Annotated in this window: 13 protein-coding genes; 6 read left to right on the forward strand and 7 right to left on the reverse strand. The window is 63.5% G+C overall.

Features of this window, described 5'->3' with window-relative positions; genetic code table 11:
• Nucleotides 1-34 precede the first annotated feature (34 nt).
• Nucleotides 35-3,358, reverse strand: a complete 3,324-nt coding sequence (locus AC07X6_RS00800) for a PAS domain S-box protein (protein ID WP_494789756.1) — start codon at nt 3,356-3,358, stop codon at nt 35-37.
• Nucleotides 3,359-3,689: 331 nt separating this feature from the next.
• Entirely contained in the window at nt 3,690-4,409 is a 720-nt protein-coding gene (gene hutC, locus AC07X6_RS00805) for a histidine utilization transcriptional repressor HutC (RefSeq protein WP_230539019.1), read from the reverse strand.
• 181 nt (nt 4,410-4,590) lie between these two features.
• Between hutC and ada the strand changes: the two genes are divergently transcribed.
• From ada to AC07X6_RS00820, 3 genes are all read left to right on the forward strand, one after another.
• Entirely contained in the window at nt 4,591-5,646 is a 1,056-nt protein-coding gene (ada, locus tag AC07X6_RS00810) for a bifunctional DNA-binding transcriptional regulator/O6-methylguanine-DNA methyltransferase Ada (protein WP_494789757.1), read from the forward strand.
• Nucleotides 5,595-6,332 carry a 2OG-Fe(II) oxygenase gene (locus tag AC07X6_RS00815; RefSeq protein ID WP_494789884.1) on the forward strand — a complete coding sequence of 246 codons (738 nt, stop codon included), beginning with the start codon at nt 5,595-5,597 and terminating at the stop codon, nt 6,330-6,332. The genes ada and AC07X6_RS00815 overlap by 52 nt, the downstream gene beginning before the upstream one ends.
• A 75-nt stretch (nt 6,333-6,407) precedes the next feature.
• Nucleotides 6,408-8,084 (forward strand): mechanosensitive ion channel family protein, encoded by a 1,677-nt coding sequence (locus AC07X6_RS00820; RefSeq protein ID WP_494789758.1) that lies wholly within the window; start codon nt 6,408-6,410, stop codon nt 8,082-8,084.
• Between the two features lie 40 nt (nt 8,085-8,124).
• Here AC07X6_RS00820 and AC07X6_RS00825 read toward each other — a convergent pair whose 3' ends face one another.
• Genes AC07X6_RS00825 through AC07X6_RS00845 form a run of 5 tightly spaced genes read right to left on the reverse strand, consistent with a single transcriptional unit; the run spans nt 8,125 to nt 11,173 of the window.
• A complete protein-coding gene (locus AC07X6_RS00825) occupies nt 8,125-8,628 on the reverse strand; it encodes a hypothetical protein (RefSeq protein WP_494789759.1) in 504 nt (167 codons plus the stop codon).
• A 13-nt stretch (nt 8,629-8,641) separates the two neighbouring features.
• Entirely contained in the window at nt 8,642-9,166 is a 525-nt protein-coding gene (locus AC07X6_RS00830) for a hypothetical protein (RefSeq protein ID WP_494789760.1), read from the reverse strand.
• Nucleotides 9,141-9,638 carry a hypothetical protein gene (locus AC07X6_RS00835; RefSeq protein ID WP_494789761.1) on the reverse strand — a complete coding sequence of 166 codons (498 nt, stop codon included), beginning with the start codon at nt 9,636-9,638 and terminating at the stop codon, nt 9,141-9,143. The genes AC07X6_RS00830 and AC07X6_RS00835 overlap by 26 nt, the downstream gene beginning before the upstream one ends.
• 13 nt (nt 9,639-9,651) lie before the next feature.
• Nucleotides 9,652-10,224: a hypothetical protein gene (locus AC07X6_RS00840; protein WP_494789762.1), complete on the reverse strand. Its 573-nt coding sequence runs from the start codon at nt 10,222-10,224 to the stop codon at nt 9,652-9,654.
• Entirely contained in the window at nt 10,106-11,173 is a 1,068-nt protein-coding gene (locus AC07X6_RS00845; RefSeq protein ID WP_494789763.1) for a hypothetical protein, read from the reverse strand. The genes AC07X6_RS00840 and AC07X6_RS00845 overlap by 119 nt, the downstream gene beginning before the upstream one ends.
• A 127-nt stretch (nt 11,174-11,300) precedes the next feature.
• Between AC07X6_RS00845 and AC07X6_RS00850 the strand changes: the two genes are divergently transcribed.
• The 3 genes from AC07X6_RS00850 (at nt 11,301) to hutU (ending at nt 15,465) form a co-directional block, all read left to right on the forward strand.
• Nucleotides 11,301-11,915 (forward strand): GNAT family N-acetyltransferase, encoded by a 615-nt coding sequence (locus tag AC07X6_RS00850; RefSeq protein ID WP_494789764.1) that lies wholly within the window; start codon nt 11,301-11,303, stop codon nt 11,913-11,915.
• A gap of 66 nt (nt 11,916-11,981) precedes the next feature.
• Nucleotides 11,982-13,655, forward strand: coding sequence for an amidohydrolase (locus AC07X6_RS00855; RefSeq protein ID WP_494789765.1), 1,674 nt, complete (start codon nt 11,982-11,984; stop codon nt 13,653-13,655).
• A gap of 106 nt (nt 13,656-13,761) precedes the next feature.
• Nucleotides 13,762-15,465: a urocanate hydratase gene (gene hutU / locus AC07X6_RS00860; RefSeq protein WP_494789766.1), complete on the forward strand. Its 1,704-nt coding sequence runs from the start codon at nt 13,762-13,764 to the stop codon at nt 15,463-15,465.
• Nucleotides 15,466-15,471 lie beyond the last annotated feature (6 nt).

Here is a 15,471-nt window from a genome sequence, read left to right on the forward strand (position 1 = left end):
GCCGATACCTTGCCTTAACGGAATTTGGCGGTAGCTAATCGTCATTGGCAAAGCTGGTGTTATTCATGATTTGTTCGGTAATCTGTTCCAGCAGGGGCCACAGGCGCGCCACGATGCGCCGGGCCCGCTCTGCCTCGTCGGCAGGTTCGCCCGGCGCCAGGGTTTCCAGGTTGTGGCACAGCTCGGCCAGTCCCAGGGCGCCCACGGTGCGCGCCGACGACTTGATGCGGTGCCCCAGTTCCCGCACCTGGTGCACGTCGCCGCGCGCCAGGGCCGCATCGATGTCGCCAAAGCCATCCTGCGTGGTCTGCAGGAACTTGAAGGCGAATTTGCGCACCTTTTCCGGGTTGTAACCCAGCAACTTTGCCAGGATGGACAGGTCGATCACCTGAGGATCGCCCGCCAGCGTGGTCTTGAAGGCGGGCGCGGCGCGGCTGCGCGCCGGCGGTGGCGGCGTGTCGCGCGCCGGCAGCCAGCTGGCGATGGTCTGGTACATCATGGCCGGCTGGATGGGCTTGGAAATGAAATCGTCCATGCCCGCGTCCAGGCAGCGCACGCGGTCTTCGCTGGTGGCCGTGGCCGTCATGGCCAGCACGCGCAGGTGCGCCAGCTGCGGGTCGGCGCGGATGTGGCGCGTCGCCTGCAAGCCGTCCATCAGCGGCATCTGCACGTCCATCAGCACGCAGTCGAACTGCGTCTGGCGCAGCAAATCGAGTGCCTCTTCGCCATTGTTGGCCAGGCAGACGGAGGCGCCCGCCTCCTCCAGCAGCTCCAGCGCCACCTGCTGATTAAAAGTGTTGTCTTCCACCAGCAGGATGCGCGCATGCTTGAGCGTGCGCATCACCAGGGCCGCGTCGGCGCTGGCGCGCATGGCGGCCGCCGTCTGCACCATGCTGTCGAGCATGGCGGGCGCCGCCTGGTCGGAAATGCCCAGGTTGGCCGTGAACCAGAAGGTGCTGCCGGCGCCGGGACGGCTGTCGACGCCCACGTCGCCGCCCATCAGCTGCGCCAGCTGCTTGCAGATGGCCAGGCCCAGGCCCGTGCCGCCGTACTCGCGCGTGGTGGACGTGTCGGCCTGCTGGAAGGACTGGAAGAGTTTGCTCATTTCATCCTGCGACAGGCCGATGCCGTGGTCGCACACTTCAAAGCGCACCAGGCAGTGCCTGGCGTCCGCCACCACCTTGCGCACTTTCACGGTGATGCTGCCCTGTTCGCTGAACTTGATGGCATTATTGGCGTAGTTGATCAGCACTTGCCCCAGGCGCAACGGGTCGCCCACGAGCACGGCGGGCAACTGCGGGTCGATTTCGAACAGCAATTCCAGATTCTTGCCGGCGGCGCGCGGCGCCACCACCGTCATCAGGGTTTGCACCACGTGGTCGAAACTGAAGTTGACGCGCTCGATTTCCAGCTTGCCCGCCTCGATTTTCGAGATGTCGAGGATGTCGTCGATGATGCCCAGCAAATGTTCGCCGGCGAAGCGGATCTTTTCCAGGTAATCGCGCTGGCGCGGTTCCAGGTCCGTCTTGAGGGCCAGGTAGGCCATGCCGATCACGCCATTCATGGGCGTGCGGATTTCATGGCTCATGTTGGCCAGGAATTGTCCCTTCGCCAGGCTCGCTTCTTCGGCCACCTGCTTGGCCTGGTCCAGCTGCTCCGTGCGCTGCGCCACGCGCTCTTCCAGATGTTCATTGAGCTCGCGCAAGGCGCTCTCGCTGCGCTTGTGATACGTGATGTCCGTCAGGCTGGCCACCACCATGCCCACCTTGCCGTATTCATCGCGGATGGCTTCGGTATTCACGGACAGCCACGACAGGCTGCCGTCGGGTTGCTGCACGCCCATCAGCACGTCGCGCATGGCCTCGCCCGTCGACAGGGTGATGTGCACGGGATGGCTGCGCTGATCGAAGGCGGAACCGTCTTCGCGGATGGCTTGCCACAGGCTGTTGCCGGCAGGACTGGCCGCCAGCATGCGCTCGGCGGCGGCATTGCTTTCCAGGATGTGGCCGTGGCTGTCCTGCACCACCAGGCCATTCGTCACGGCGCCGAAGACGGACGCCATGCGCTGGCTCGAGTTCGACAGGGCGATCGACGCCTGGCGCCGTTCCGTGATGTCGGTAATCATCGCCAGCGTGCCGCCCGGCTCGCCGTTGTCCGACTGGATGCTGGTGCTCGACAGCAAGCCCCACAGGCTGGACTGGTCCTTGCGGAAGAAGCGGAAATCGACCTGGTCCGGCTGGCTGGCGGCATTGCCGTGGCTGGCCAGGCGGCGCTGCATCAGCAGCTGGCTGTCGCGGTCCATGAAGTCGAGCAGGGGGCGGCCCAGCATTTCCTGCACCGTGTAGCCCAGCATGTGCGCCATCTTCGGGTTGACGAAGGTGGTCTTGCCGTTCGCATCCGTCATCCAGATGCCTTCGGCGGCCGTCTGCACGATCAGGCGGTAGCGTTCCGAACTGGCGTGCAGCGCTTCCTCGGCGCGTTGCCGCTGCGTCATGTCGCGCAGCGAGACGATGGAAAACACTTGCCCGGCCATGCGCAGCGGCGACAGGCTGACCTTGGCCGGGAAATGCGTGCCGTCGCGGCGGCGCGCCATCATCACCCGGCCTGGCAGGCTGTGCCGTCCTTGCGGGTCGCCCACGGAGTGGCTGGCCGTGCTTTCCGGTACCAATTGCTCCAGCGACATGCCCGTCAATTCGGCCAGCGGATAGCCGAAGCAGCGCGCGCCGATCTGGTTGGCGTAATGCACCTTGCCCTCGACGTCGGCCACCAGCATGGCTTCGGGCGCCGCTTCCAGCATCGAGCGCATGCGCGATTCCTCGTCCTGCTTGCGCTCGCTGATATCGCAGACGATGCCGCTGGCCTGCGTGGCGGCGCCATCCGAGGCACGCGCCAGCACGGCGCCGCGCGCCAGCAGCCAGCGCCAGTGGCCGTCGCTGTGGCGCAAACGGAATTCGCAATTGAAGGTGCCGGGCGCTTGCCCATCCAGATGCTGGCGAAAGGCAAGACTCAGCCGTGCGCGGTCGTCGCGGTGGACTTCGGCCAGCCAGTCGGCCAGTGCATGCTCGAGCCTGGCATTCTTGTCGCCCAGCACGTCCTGGTACTGGGGCGCGAATTGCAGCCGGTCGGACTGGCGCCGCCAGGTCCAGCCAGCCATGGTGGCGCCGCGCAAGGCTTGCATGGCATCGTGTTCGGCCAGGGCATGGGCGGGCAGGGGCTGGCGCTGCAACTGCCGGCGCAAGCGCCAGGCTTGCCAGCAAGCCAGTCCAGCCAGGGCGGTGGCGCTGGCGGCTGCATACGGCCACAGCAGTGCCGGCGCCATGCCGGGTGCCGCCGCCTGCACCGGCAGCGAGAATGCCATGCCCGCCGCCAGCATCGTACGCGCGAGCCGGCGCAGCGCAGGGCGCCGTGGGCGTGGTGCGCCGAAACTCGTGTGGCTGCAATACGACAAATGCATCCCTTTCTGGGGCGTGATTGGACGGGGCTGGCAGTGCATGATGCGCGTTCAAATAAACGCCTGCGGCGCTTTCTGGCGGCAACTATAGCATCGAATATTTAGTCGGAGTAGTTAAGTTCTGAAACAGCCAAAACGGGACTTTTTTTGCCCCGGAATGGCTGTTTTTTTTCGCGATTTGGTGAGAATTCGTGAGAAAGTTGGCGCGAAATCGTGCTACTCAATTGAGCTGATAGCCTCAGGCGAAACTTCCCGCAAACTGATAGCGGTGTCCGGGATGCCACATGGTGGCGATCGAGGCGATCCTGCCGCCCGAGCGCGTCTGGCGGCGCAGCACCAGGCACGCCTGTTTCGTGTCGATGGCCAGCATTTCGGCGATGTCGCGCGGCGCCGACAGCGCTTCGATGCTGTAAGTGGCGCCTTGCAGGGGGGCGGCGGCCATCAGGTATTCGTTTGGCGTGATGCTGGAAAAATCCTGCGTCATGTAGTCGGGCGCGCACTCGGGGTTGACCCAGCGGTCTTCCACCTGGATCGGTACGCCGTTCTCGAAATGCACGATCAGCGAATGGAACAGCGGGTGCTCCGGCGGCAGGCCGAATTGCTTGGCCAGCAAATCGGACGCCTTGGTGCGCTCCAGCAATTGCAGGCTGCTGCGGTGGATATGCCCGCGCGCGCGCACTTCATCGGCGATACTCTTGATTTCCAACAAGGTCGCCTGGTATTTTTGCTGCGCCACATAGGTGCCGGAACCCTGGCGCCGCGTCAGTATTTGCTCGCTGGTCAGTTCGCGCACGGCGCGGTTGACCGTCATGCGCGAGACGCCGAATTGTTTCACCAGGGCTTGCTCGGAGGGAATCACGTCGCCTTCCTTCCAGCGTCCGGCGGCGATGCCGGCCAGCAGAAAATCCTTGATGCGCTGGAAAATGGGCGTATTTTCCTGGGTATTGTGATCGTCCAATGCGGTTTCTCCGGGGCGCGGGCAGGGCGCGCCGCCGGCTGGAGGCGCGATGGCCGATTTTAGCACCGAGCGCGATGCCTGCCGCCAGCCTTTTTTTGAATTCAAAAGCAAGCGCCGGAGTGTGGCGCGCCTTGGCGCTGGCTATGCTGGTGACTTATCCTTGACTTGCACGGAGTTCGCCATGGAACACGCTTACCTGACTGACGATGAACGCTGGGATGCCCTGCAGCGGCGCGACCCCGACGCCGACGGCGTTTTTTATTACTCGGTGCGCACGACGGGCGTGTATTGCCGCCCTTCCTGCGCGGCGCGCCCCGCCTTGCGCCGCAACGTGGCTTTCCACGCCACGTGCGAAGAGGCGGAGGCGGCCGGTTTCCGCCCCTGCCTGCGCTGCAAACCGGACTTGCCACCCCTGGCCCAGCGCCAGGCGGCCATCGTGGCCGATATCTGCCGCCTGATTGACGCCAGCGACGAGCTGCCCGACCTGGACAGCCTGGCGCATGCGGCCGGCATGAGCCGCTTTCACTTTCACCGCGTCTTCAAGGCGCACACGGGCATCACGCCGAAAGCCTATGCGGCGGCGCGGCGCGGCGAGCGCCTGAAGGCCGGCTTGCAGGGCGCGGCGAACGTCACGGAAACGTTGTATGCGGCCGGTTTCAATTCCAGCGGCCGCCTGTACGCGGCTACGCCGGGCTTGCTGGGCATGACGCCGGGCGCATTCCGCGACGGCGGCAGCGGCGCCGTGATCCGCTTTGCCATCGGCGCCTGCTCGCTGGGCGCCATCCTCGTGGCCAGCACGGACAAGGGTATCTGCGCCATTTTGATCGACGACGACCCGGAAGTGCTGCTGCGCGACTTGCAGGACCGTTTTCCCCGCGCCGAACTGCGCGGCGCCGAGCCTGACTATGAACGGACGGTGGCGCAGGTGGTGGGCCTCGTCGAGGCGCCGGCGATCGGCCTGGACTTGCCGCTCGACGTGCGCGGCACCGTGTTCCAGCAGCGCGTGTGGCAAGCCTTGCGCGAGATTCCTGCCGGCAGCACGGTCAGCTATGCCGAACTGGCGCGGCGCATCGGCGCCCCGCAAGGCGCGCGGGCCGTGGCGGGCGCCTGCGCCGCCAATGCCCTGGCCGTCGCCATCCCCTGCCACCGGGTGGTGCGCAACGATGGCGCGCTGTCCGGCTACCGCTGGGGCGTGGAGCGCAAGCAGGCGTTGCTGGAACGCGAGGGCGGACGGTGAGGGCGCTGGACTGGCGGCAGATCGAGGATGAGCTGAATCAATACGGCTGCGCCGTCGTGCCGGGCTTGCTGGCTGCGGATGCCTGCGCGGCGCTGGCGGCGCAGTACGACGATGCGTCGCGCTTTCGCAGCAGGGTGGTGATGCAGCGCCACGGTTTCGGCCAGGGCGAGTACCAGTACTGGGCGTATCCGCTGCCCGCTGTGGTGGCCGCTTTGCGCGAACAGCTGTACGGGCCGCTGGCGGCGATTGCCAACCGCTGGCACGCCAGCATGGGCCTCGATAGCCGTTTTCCTTTGGCGCACGCCGATTTTCTGGCGCGCTGCCATGCGGCCGGGCAGACGCGGCCCACGCCCTTGCTCTTGCGCTACCGCAAGGACGATTACAACTGCCTGCACCAGGACTTGTATGGCGAGCACGTGTTTCCGCTGCAGCTGGCCGTGCTGCTGTCGCGCCCGCAAGACGATTTCACGGGCGGCGAGTTCGTGCTGACGGAGCAGCGCCCGCGCATGCAGTCGCGCGCCGAGGTCGTGCCGCTGGCGCAGGGCGACGCCGTCATCTTTCCTGTCGCGCAGCGTCCCGTCAACGGCACCCGGGGCAGTTACCGCGTCAACATGCGCCATGGCGTGTCGCGCCTGCGCTCGGGCATGCGCCACACCCTGGGCATCATTTTTCATGATGCGAGCTGAACGGTAGGTGCGGCGCTTGAGTTTCCGCAATTACATGGCATGATGGCTACTCCTTGTCACTCTTTCATTTCTGCCATGTCCGCGTTGCTCCGCCTGTTGTGCCTGTTGACGATCTTCCTCTTGCCCGTGGCCCATGCGCAGGACGCTGCGCCATCGCTCGTTGCGGAGGCTGCGACCGCCATCGCGCCGGCGCATGCCGCGGCGGCCAGGACGGCGCCGCTGATGTTCGCCAACCGCAAGGTGTTTGTCTTCCGCGCCGCGCTGGCCGGCTATCCGCCCGATGAACGGGCCATCGGCGCGCAGCGCCGCCTGGAAGGCGTGCTGGCCAAGAACGGCCCCTTGCAGGCAAGCACGCGCATGATTCCCGAAGGCACGCAGGTGCTGCTCGACGGCGTGCAGCTGTTCGTCGTCGTGCCTGGCGACGTCAACCTGCTGGCCGGCGACACGACGGAAAGCGTGGCGAAAACGGCGGCCGAGGAACTGAGCAAGGCCGTCTTTGACTATCGCGAGCAGAGCAGCTGGCGCTACCTGGCGATCGCCGCCGCCGTGTGCGCGGCCGCCACCCTCGTGTTCTGGCTCGTGTGGCTGGGCTTGACGCGTCTGTACCGCTGGGCCAAGCGCCGCAGCGGCATCCTGCTGGCTTCTCGCCTGCGCGACGTGCGCCTGAAAAACGTGCGCGTGCTCGACGCCGAGCACTACATCGCCTTCGCCTATCAACTGCTGAGCGCCGTGCTGTGGGGCTTGCGCCTGATGGCCACCTATCTGTGGGCCGCCTTCGTGCTGGGCCGCCTGCCCTACACGCGCTCGTGGGGCGAAAGCCTGAGCGGCTACCTGTTCGACGTGGCGGCCGACGTCTTCCACGCCATCATCGGCGCCTTGCCGGGGCTGGTGCTGGTGTGCGTGATCTTCGCCATCGCGCGCCTGATCGCCGCCACGGCCGCCTCGCTGTTCAAGCGCGTGGAAAGCGGCGAATTGCAGATCGGCTGGCTCGACAAGGACACGGCCCTGCCGACGCGCCGCATCGCCAGCGTGGTGATCTGGCTGTTCGCGCTGGCCATGGCGTACCCGTACCTGCCCGGTTCGCACACGGCCGCCTTCCAGGGCCTCTCCGTGCTGGTGGGCCTGATGGTGTCGATCGGCGCGTCGAGCATCGTGGGCCAGGGCGCCAGCGGCCTGATCCTGATGTACACGCGCGCCCTGCGCAAGGGAGAATATGTGCGCGTGGGCGACAGCGAGGGCACCGTGGTCGACGTCGGCATGTTCGAGACGCGCCTGCGCACGGGCCTGGGGGAAGAGGTCGCCTTGCCGAACGCGTGGGTGATGTCGCAAACGACGAAAAACTATTCGCGCGCCCAGCCCGGCGGCGGCTTCGTGCTCGACTCCACCGTCACCATCGGCTACGCCACGCCATGGCGGCAAGTGCACGCCATGCTGGAACTGGCTGCGTCGCGCACGATGGAACTGTCGACCACGCCGAAACCGTACGTGATGCAGCTGGCCTTGCAGGATTACTACGTGCAATACCGCCTCGTCGCCTACGCCAGCGCCGAAGTCCCCCGCCAGCGCGCCGAAGTGCTGAACCGCTTGCACCAGAACATCATCGACGTCTTCAACGAATTCGACGTGCAGATTACTTCGCCGCACTACATCGACGACCCGAAAGAGTCGCACGTGGTGCCGCCCGGTGAATGGTTCAGGGCGCCTGCGAAGCGGGGGGAGGAATCGATTGAGGTGGTTCCGCCCAAGTCTTGAGCGCCAGGAGTGGTTTTTTCGTGACGGGGAAATTGAAACGCTATCTTGGTTTTTCCTCGGGAGCGCAGGTATTTTTGCTATTTTTCAGTTGAATCACCTGGAAACCCCCGGCGGGTGCCGTGAGCAGGCAGAAGTCTGCCGAGTAGCGCGAAGTGGGATCGGACGCGGATGGCGGCCTTCCCAGGAAGGATACGCCATACACTTTTCCCGCCACCAGCGGCGCGGCATCGCTGCTTTCTGCCCCCTCGGGAGCCTTGCCATAGCGCACGCATCCCTTGTTTGGCAGACGATAGCTGGGATCGCCAAACGAGGCATTGGGAAACATGACCGTCCATACATCTTTCCAGCCATTCGGCCCAGGTGTGCTGATCGTCAGCATCTTCAGGCTGACAGGCCCCCTTGAGCGTTCCTCTTCGCTGGCAATCTTAAAGCAGGGAAGGCCAGCCTCCGTCATGACGGCGGCAGTGCCCATGCGCGACCATGCCGAGGCATCCGTGCTCGTCAAGGTCGCCAGCAGACAAAGAATAAGGTGGCGATGATTCATGGCATGCCTTGCGTTATCGGGAAGAATTTCTGGCTGGGCACGTATCATCCATCCAGGCCTGTGTATCGCTTTTGATGACGACGAAGCGTGGTTCGGCAGAGACCTGCTGTACGAGACAGAACTTTGCCACATATCCATAGGTGGGATCGGCAGGATCGGCTGGCCTGCCATTCAGAAATACCTCGTACACCCTGCCGGTCTTCAATTCAGGTGCGGGCGCAGCGTCGGCATGAGCCGGAATATTCCCATAGGGAATGCAATTTTTTGAAGACAGCGGAATTTTCTTATCGTCCGTCATGAGAAACCCCCATATTTCCGTCGTTGGCTTGACCGTCACGTCGGACACGCTCAAGGCGCCGAGGAAGGGCTGGCCGTTGCGCCTCTCTTCTTTTTTGGAAATGCTGAAGCAGGGCACGCCATTGATCGAGGTAACTTCGGCATCGGCCATGCGTGAGCGCGCGTCGCTGTTCATGCTTGAGAGCGCGAGCAGTATGAACAGCGTTGGATTGATGCTAACGGGGCGTTGGGCAAACTTCATCGATCCAGGCCTGCATGTCGCTGTTGATGGGAATGATTTGCTGGCCGCCAGCAGCCGTAGTTCTCACGCAGAATTTTCCTTGATAGCCATACGTTGGATCGGACGGATCTTTAGGACGGCCATTCAGAAATACGCTATAGAAATGTCCTGGAACAAGACTTTTTGGTTTGATTCCTGTAGCAGTAGGGGGCAAATCTCCATAACGAATGCACGAATCTGCATGGATTGGAATAGGCCAATCTGGAGGTGCAGAGAAAAACCATACCTTCTTGACGGGTTGAACGGATAGATCGGAAACGATCAATGCCCCGAGCATTGGTGTGCCATTGCGTGCCTCTTCCTTTTTTGTAATGGAGAAGCAGGGCATGCCGTTGACAGAGTGAATGTGGGCATCAGCGATGCGCGACCACGCCGAGACATTGATAGTCGTCAGCGTGGCAAGCAGGAATAGCAGTGTGTGACGATATGGCATGGCGATCCCCGCACTATCTGATGAGCGAATGCTCCGGGCAATTATCCTGTTTCCATGCTGGCGTGTCGCTGCCAATGGCGATGATTTTTCGTTCACCAGTGGACGTGGCAACGATACAGAATTTCCCTCTATAGCCATAAGTCGGGTCGGAAGGATCATCTGGACGCCCATTCAAGAAGATGCTGTAAACCCGTCCTGTTTGCAGTTCAGGGGCTGGCATACCATTTGCGCCCTGTGGAATGTCGCCATAGAGAAGACAGATTTTTGATGAAAGTGGAACTTTTCCTCCTCCGCTCATCACAAAGCTCCACACTTTTGTAGCGGGTTTTACTGACAGGTCTGAAATACTGAGTGCTCCCAGAAGTGGCTGACCGTTACGTTTTTCTTCTGTCTGCGAGATTGTGAAGCAGGGGGTGCCATTCACTGAACTGATTTCAGCATCGGCGATGCGTGATGTTGCACCCGCATCAAGGTATATCGACGAGAGGAGTGCGCTCGATGTTGCTGCCAGGTAAATTCTTTTCACTTTTTCTGTCGGTGAAAAAATCAATGAGTACCTGTTCATAAAGTGCTTGGTCATTGGCATATTTTTCCTGGCGCATTGCGGAGGAATCCTTTAAGTATTTCAACGCGTAGTAGTCGGCTACCAAGTCTCCTTGTGCCTCCATGTTGTAGTCGGCCAACTTTCTTTTGGATGACAATACGTACTTGTAGTCCAGTCCTATTCTGAATGCTCCACGCATTGCGACCGGATATTTGAGTTGATATTGCCAAACATGGACCATTTCATGAATGAACCAATGACGCTCGGTGTTATCTGCACTGGAAAAATCGTCCAGAAATCTCGACTCATGAAAATACATTTCCCCATTGGGCGTCATGGCAGTGTTTTTTGGTTGCAACAGCCATAGATAAGGCCTCTTGTGAATTTTGACTTTGCTATAGTCGACGGCATCCTCGAAAATCATCCATGCCATGTCTATTTCACCCTGGGTAAGCGGGCGAGCCATGCTATCGATTTTTACCTGTTTTACTGATGTATCGAGATCCTTGTCGGTCGTTTTTACGTCTTGTAGCTCCACTATGATCGCCGTCGAAGCCACTGGGTCTGGTGCAGCAGAGCAGCAGGGAAGGCTGTCTTCTTGTGGGAAAAATTCCACCGTCGTGATTTGCTCTTCCCGCTTGCTGGCGATGCGCCCCGTGCGTCCCTTCGCATCCGTCGTCCCCGTCCACGTTTCGCCATTGCTCAAGGTGAGCCGGTAGTCGGCGTGCGCCAGCGGCACCTTGTTTTGCGAGACGAATTCCAGCTGCTCGTCATAGCCGCAGCACCAGCATTCGTCGGGCTGGCCGGCCAGGCGGTGCAGTTCGCAGCCGCTTGTCGCGTTGCGCAGGGTGGCACCCAGCACGGGTCGGCCGTTGGCGCTGAAGGTGACGATCATGCTGTCGAAGCGCGCGCCCAGGCTTTTCTTCTGGTGGGCCACGAGCTTGAAGAACACGTCGCACGCGGTGGTGCTGATGACATGGTGCCTGGCCATGGAACCTCCGTCTTAAAACCTCAGCCTAAGCCAGCGGCGGCGGGGAGGTATTGACTGGGCGCAAGGCCTGGGCGCTTGCGTTAAGATGCCCGGCGTTTCCCCGTTACGATGAAAAGAAAGAGAATCCATGCCCAGCGCACCCCATACTCAAGCATCGCAAGCCGCCCGCAGCCTGGCCGCCGCCCTGATCGGCGACCCGTTCTACCGCGCCGTCACGGTGGCCTGCGGCGACGACGAGGCGGCGCGGCTGGCCATGCTGGAAGCCTACTTCGCGCTGGCACTGGCCGAAGGCTGGCAGGCGGGTCGCGTCGACCTGGCTGATGACGGGCGCAATGGCGCGGCCATCTGGACGACGGATACGCCGATAGCCCGGCGTCAGGCCGCCTACGCGCAGCGCGAGGATGCCTTGCGCGTTCTGCTGGGTGAGCGCGGCTTTGCACACTTTTCGGCCATCGTCGAAAACATGGAGCATGCGCTGGCGTCGCACGGTCTGCAGCACGCATGGTATCTGTCGATCGCCGGCATCGCCCCGGATGCGCAGGGGCGGGGATTGGGCGCATCCGTGCTGGCGCCTGGCTTGGCGGCCGTCGATGCGGCGGGTGCCGCGTGCTTCCTGGAGACCTACAACGAGCGCAGCCTGCCGTTTTATGCCCGCCTGGGCTTCGCGGTGGCGGGACGCTACGCGGAAGCCGTCACGGGCTGCGATTACTGGCTGATGCTGCGGCAATCATCTGCTGCCTGATTGACCATTTTGCCAATTTCTATACACTCGTCTTTTTGCTAACGACTAAAAGACCTGGAGATGGAAATGCCGACTTTGCCCTTGCGCCGTACCCTGCTTACGCTCGCCTGCCTTGGCACGCTGGCCCACGCCCACGCCGATACCATCATCGACAACGCCAACGGCTACACGCTCGACGCGAATGGCAAGGTAGTCCGTTTTACGGCGCTGGCATTTGACGACGCGGGCAAGCTGCTCGCCGTCGGCAGCGCCGCGCAGGTGAAACGCAAGGCGGCCAAGGGCGCCACCCACGTCAATATGCAGGGCAAGACCGTGCTGCCAGGGCTGATCGACGCGCACGGCCACGTGTTCGGCCTGGGGACGATCGCCAGCGGCGTGATGCTGTACGGTTCGTCGTCGCTGCAGGCCGCCGTGCAAGCCGTGGGCGAATTCGCCCGCGCGCATCCCGACCGCAGCTGGGTCGTCGGCAATGGCTGGAACCAGGAAATCTGGAGGCTGGGGCGCTTTCCCACGGCGCTTGAGCTCGATGCGGCGGAAAGCGCGCGGCCCGTGTGGCTGCGCCGGGTCGACGGCCACGCGGGCTGGGCCAACAGCCGCGCGCTGGCGCTGGCCGGCATCACGCGCGCCACGCCGGATCCGGCCGGCGGCAAGATAGAACGCGACGCGGACGGCAACGCCACCGGTGTGCTGGTCGACAATGCCATGGACTTGGTGGATGCCGTGCTGCCCAAGCCGGGCGACGTGGAAAACCGCGCCGCCCTCGATGGCGCGCTGGCGCAGCTGTCGCAGGCGGGCCTGACCAGCGTGCACGATGCGGGCATCGGCCAGATGCAGGACCGGCTGTTCCGCGACTACGCGGACCACGGCAAGCTGACGGTGCGCGTCTACGGCATGATTGCGGACACGACGGAAGACTTCGACGCGCTGTCGAAAAACGGCCCTTTGACCAGCTACGCACGCGACATGTACGCCTTGCGCGCCGTCAAACTGCTGTCCGACGGCGCCCTGGGCAGCCGCGGCGCAGCGCTGCTGGCGCCGTACAGCGACGATCCGACCACCAGCGGCCTGCTGTTCTTCAAAGATGACGCCATGCGCGCGAAGATGGAAAAAGCCATGCGCGCCGGCTACCAGGTGAACGTGCACGCCATCGGCGACGCGGGCAACCATCAAATCCTCGACGGCTACCAGGCCTTGACCGCGCAATACCATAGCGTGGGCCTGCGCCACCGCATGGAGCATGCGCAAGTGGTGCAATTATCCGACATCCCCCGTTTCAAGGCGCTGGGCATCGTGCCGTCGATGCAGCCCACGCACGCCACGTCCGACCAGAACATGGCGGAGCAGCGCGTGGGCCATGAGCGCATCAAGGGCGCGTATGCGTGGCGCACCTTCCTCAAGCAAGGTTCGCGCATCGCCTGCGGCTCCGACTTCCCCATCGAGTCGCCGAACCCGTTCGAGGGCATCCACGCGGCCGTCACGCGGCAAAATAGCGAGGGGTTCCCGGCCGGCGGCTGGTATCCGCAGCAGGCGATGACGGTGACGCAAGCGCTGCGCTGCTTCACGCTGGACGCGGCCTGGGCGGCGCACCAGGAAAAGGTCATCGGCACCCTGGAAGCGGGAAAATGGGCGGATTTCGTCGTCATCGACCAGGATCTGTTCAAGGTCGACCCCAGGGCCATCGGCAAGACGCAGGTGCTGCAGACGTGGGTGGCGGGCAAGCGCGTGTTCCAGAAAAAATAGGCGCTGGACGGCTGCAAAAACCTGTTGACTTGGTTGTATAGACAACCTATGCTGGGAGCACAAGAGCGGGCTAAATACGCCCGCTCGCACCCTACGAGGAGACAGCATGAACAGCACAATGGACACCGATCCACGCTTTGATGCCAGCCGTACCATCCGCGCCCCGCGCGGCACGGTCATGGCTTGCAAGAGTTGGCAGGCCGAGGCGGCCTACCGCATGTTGCAAAACAACCTGGACCCGGAAGTGGCGGAAAATCCGCAGCACCTGGTCGTCTACGGCGGCATCGGCCGCGCCGCCCGCAACTGGGCCTGCTTCGACCAGATCCTCGCCTCGCTGCGCGAACTGGAAGACGACCAGACCTTGCTGATCCAGTCCGGCAAGCCGGTGGGCGTGTTCCAGACGCATCCGGACGCGCCGCGCGTGCTGATCGCGAACTCCAACCTGGTGCCGAAATGGGCGAACTGGGAACACTTCAACGAACTCGATCGCCAGGGCCTGTTCATGTACGGCCAGATGACGGCCGGCAGCTGGATCTACATCGGCACGCAGGGCATCGTGCAGGGCACGTATGAAACCTTCGCCGAGGCGGGCCGCCAGCATTTCGGCGGCGACTGGGGCGGGCGCTGGATCCTGACGGCGGGCCTGGGCGGCATGGGCGGCGCGCAGCCGCTGGCCGCCACCATGGCCGGTGCCGTTTCGCTCAATATCGAATGCCAGCAAAGCAGCATCGATTTCCGCCTGCGCACGCGCTACCTGGACAAGCAGGCGGCCAGCCTGGATGAAGCCCTGGAACTGGTGAAATACCATACCGAGCGCAAGGAAGCCATTTCCATTGGCCTCTTGGGCAACGCGGCCGAAGTGCTGCCGGAACTGGTGCGCCGGGCCAAGGCGGGCGGCCTGGTGCCGGACCTGGTGACGGACCAGACGTCCGCGCACGACCTGGTCAACGGCTACCTGCCGCGCGGCTGGAGCGTGTCGGACTGGAAGGCCGCGCAGCAAGACCCGCAGCGCCACGCGCGCCTGACGGTGGCTGCCGCCGATTCCTGCGCCGCCCACGTGCAAGCCATGCTCGATTTCCACGCCATGGGCGTGCACACCGTCGATTACGGCAACAACATCCGCCAGGTGGCGTTCGACCAGGGCGTGCAGAATGCCTTCGACTTCCCCGGCTTCGTGCCAGCCTACATCCGCCCGCAGTTCTGCGAGGGGCGGGGGCCGTTCCGCTGGGTGGCCTTGTCCGGCGACCCGGAAGACATCTATAAAACGGATGCGAAGATCAAGCAGCTGTTCCCGCACCACAAGCAGGTGCACCACTGGCTGGACATGGCGCGCGAGCGCATCGCCTTCCAGGGCCTGCCGGCGCGCATCTGCTGGCTGGGACTGGGCGAGCGCCACATCGCCGGCCTGGCCTTCAACGAGATGGTGCGCACGGGCGAGCTGAAGGCGCCCATCGTCATCGGCCGCGACCACCTGGACACGGGTTCCGTCGCCAGCCCGAACCGCGAGACGGAAAGCATGAAGGACGGCACGGACGCCGTCTCCGACTGGCCGCTGCTGAACGCCATGCTGAACACGGCCGGCGGCGCCACCTGGGTCTCGCTGCACCATGGCGGCGGCGTGGGAATGGGGTATTCTCAGCATGCGGGCATGGTCATCGTGGCCGACGGCAGCGAAGCGGCGGCGAAACGCCTGGCGCGCGTGCTGGTCAACGACAGCGGCTCGGGCGTCATGCGCCATGCCGATGCCGGCTACGAAACAGCGGCCGCTTGCGCCAAGCGCAATGGCTTGATTCTTCCAATGCTTCCTTGAGACCTA

It is taken from the genome of Janthinobacterium sp. GW460-12-1-14-LB5, assembly GCF_059423585.1.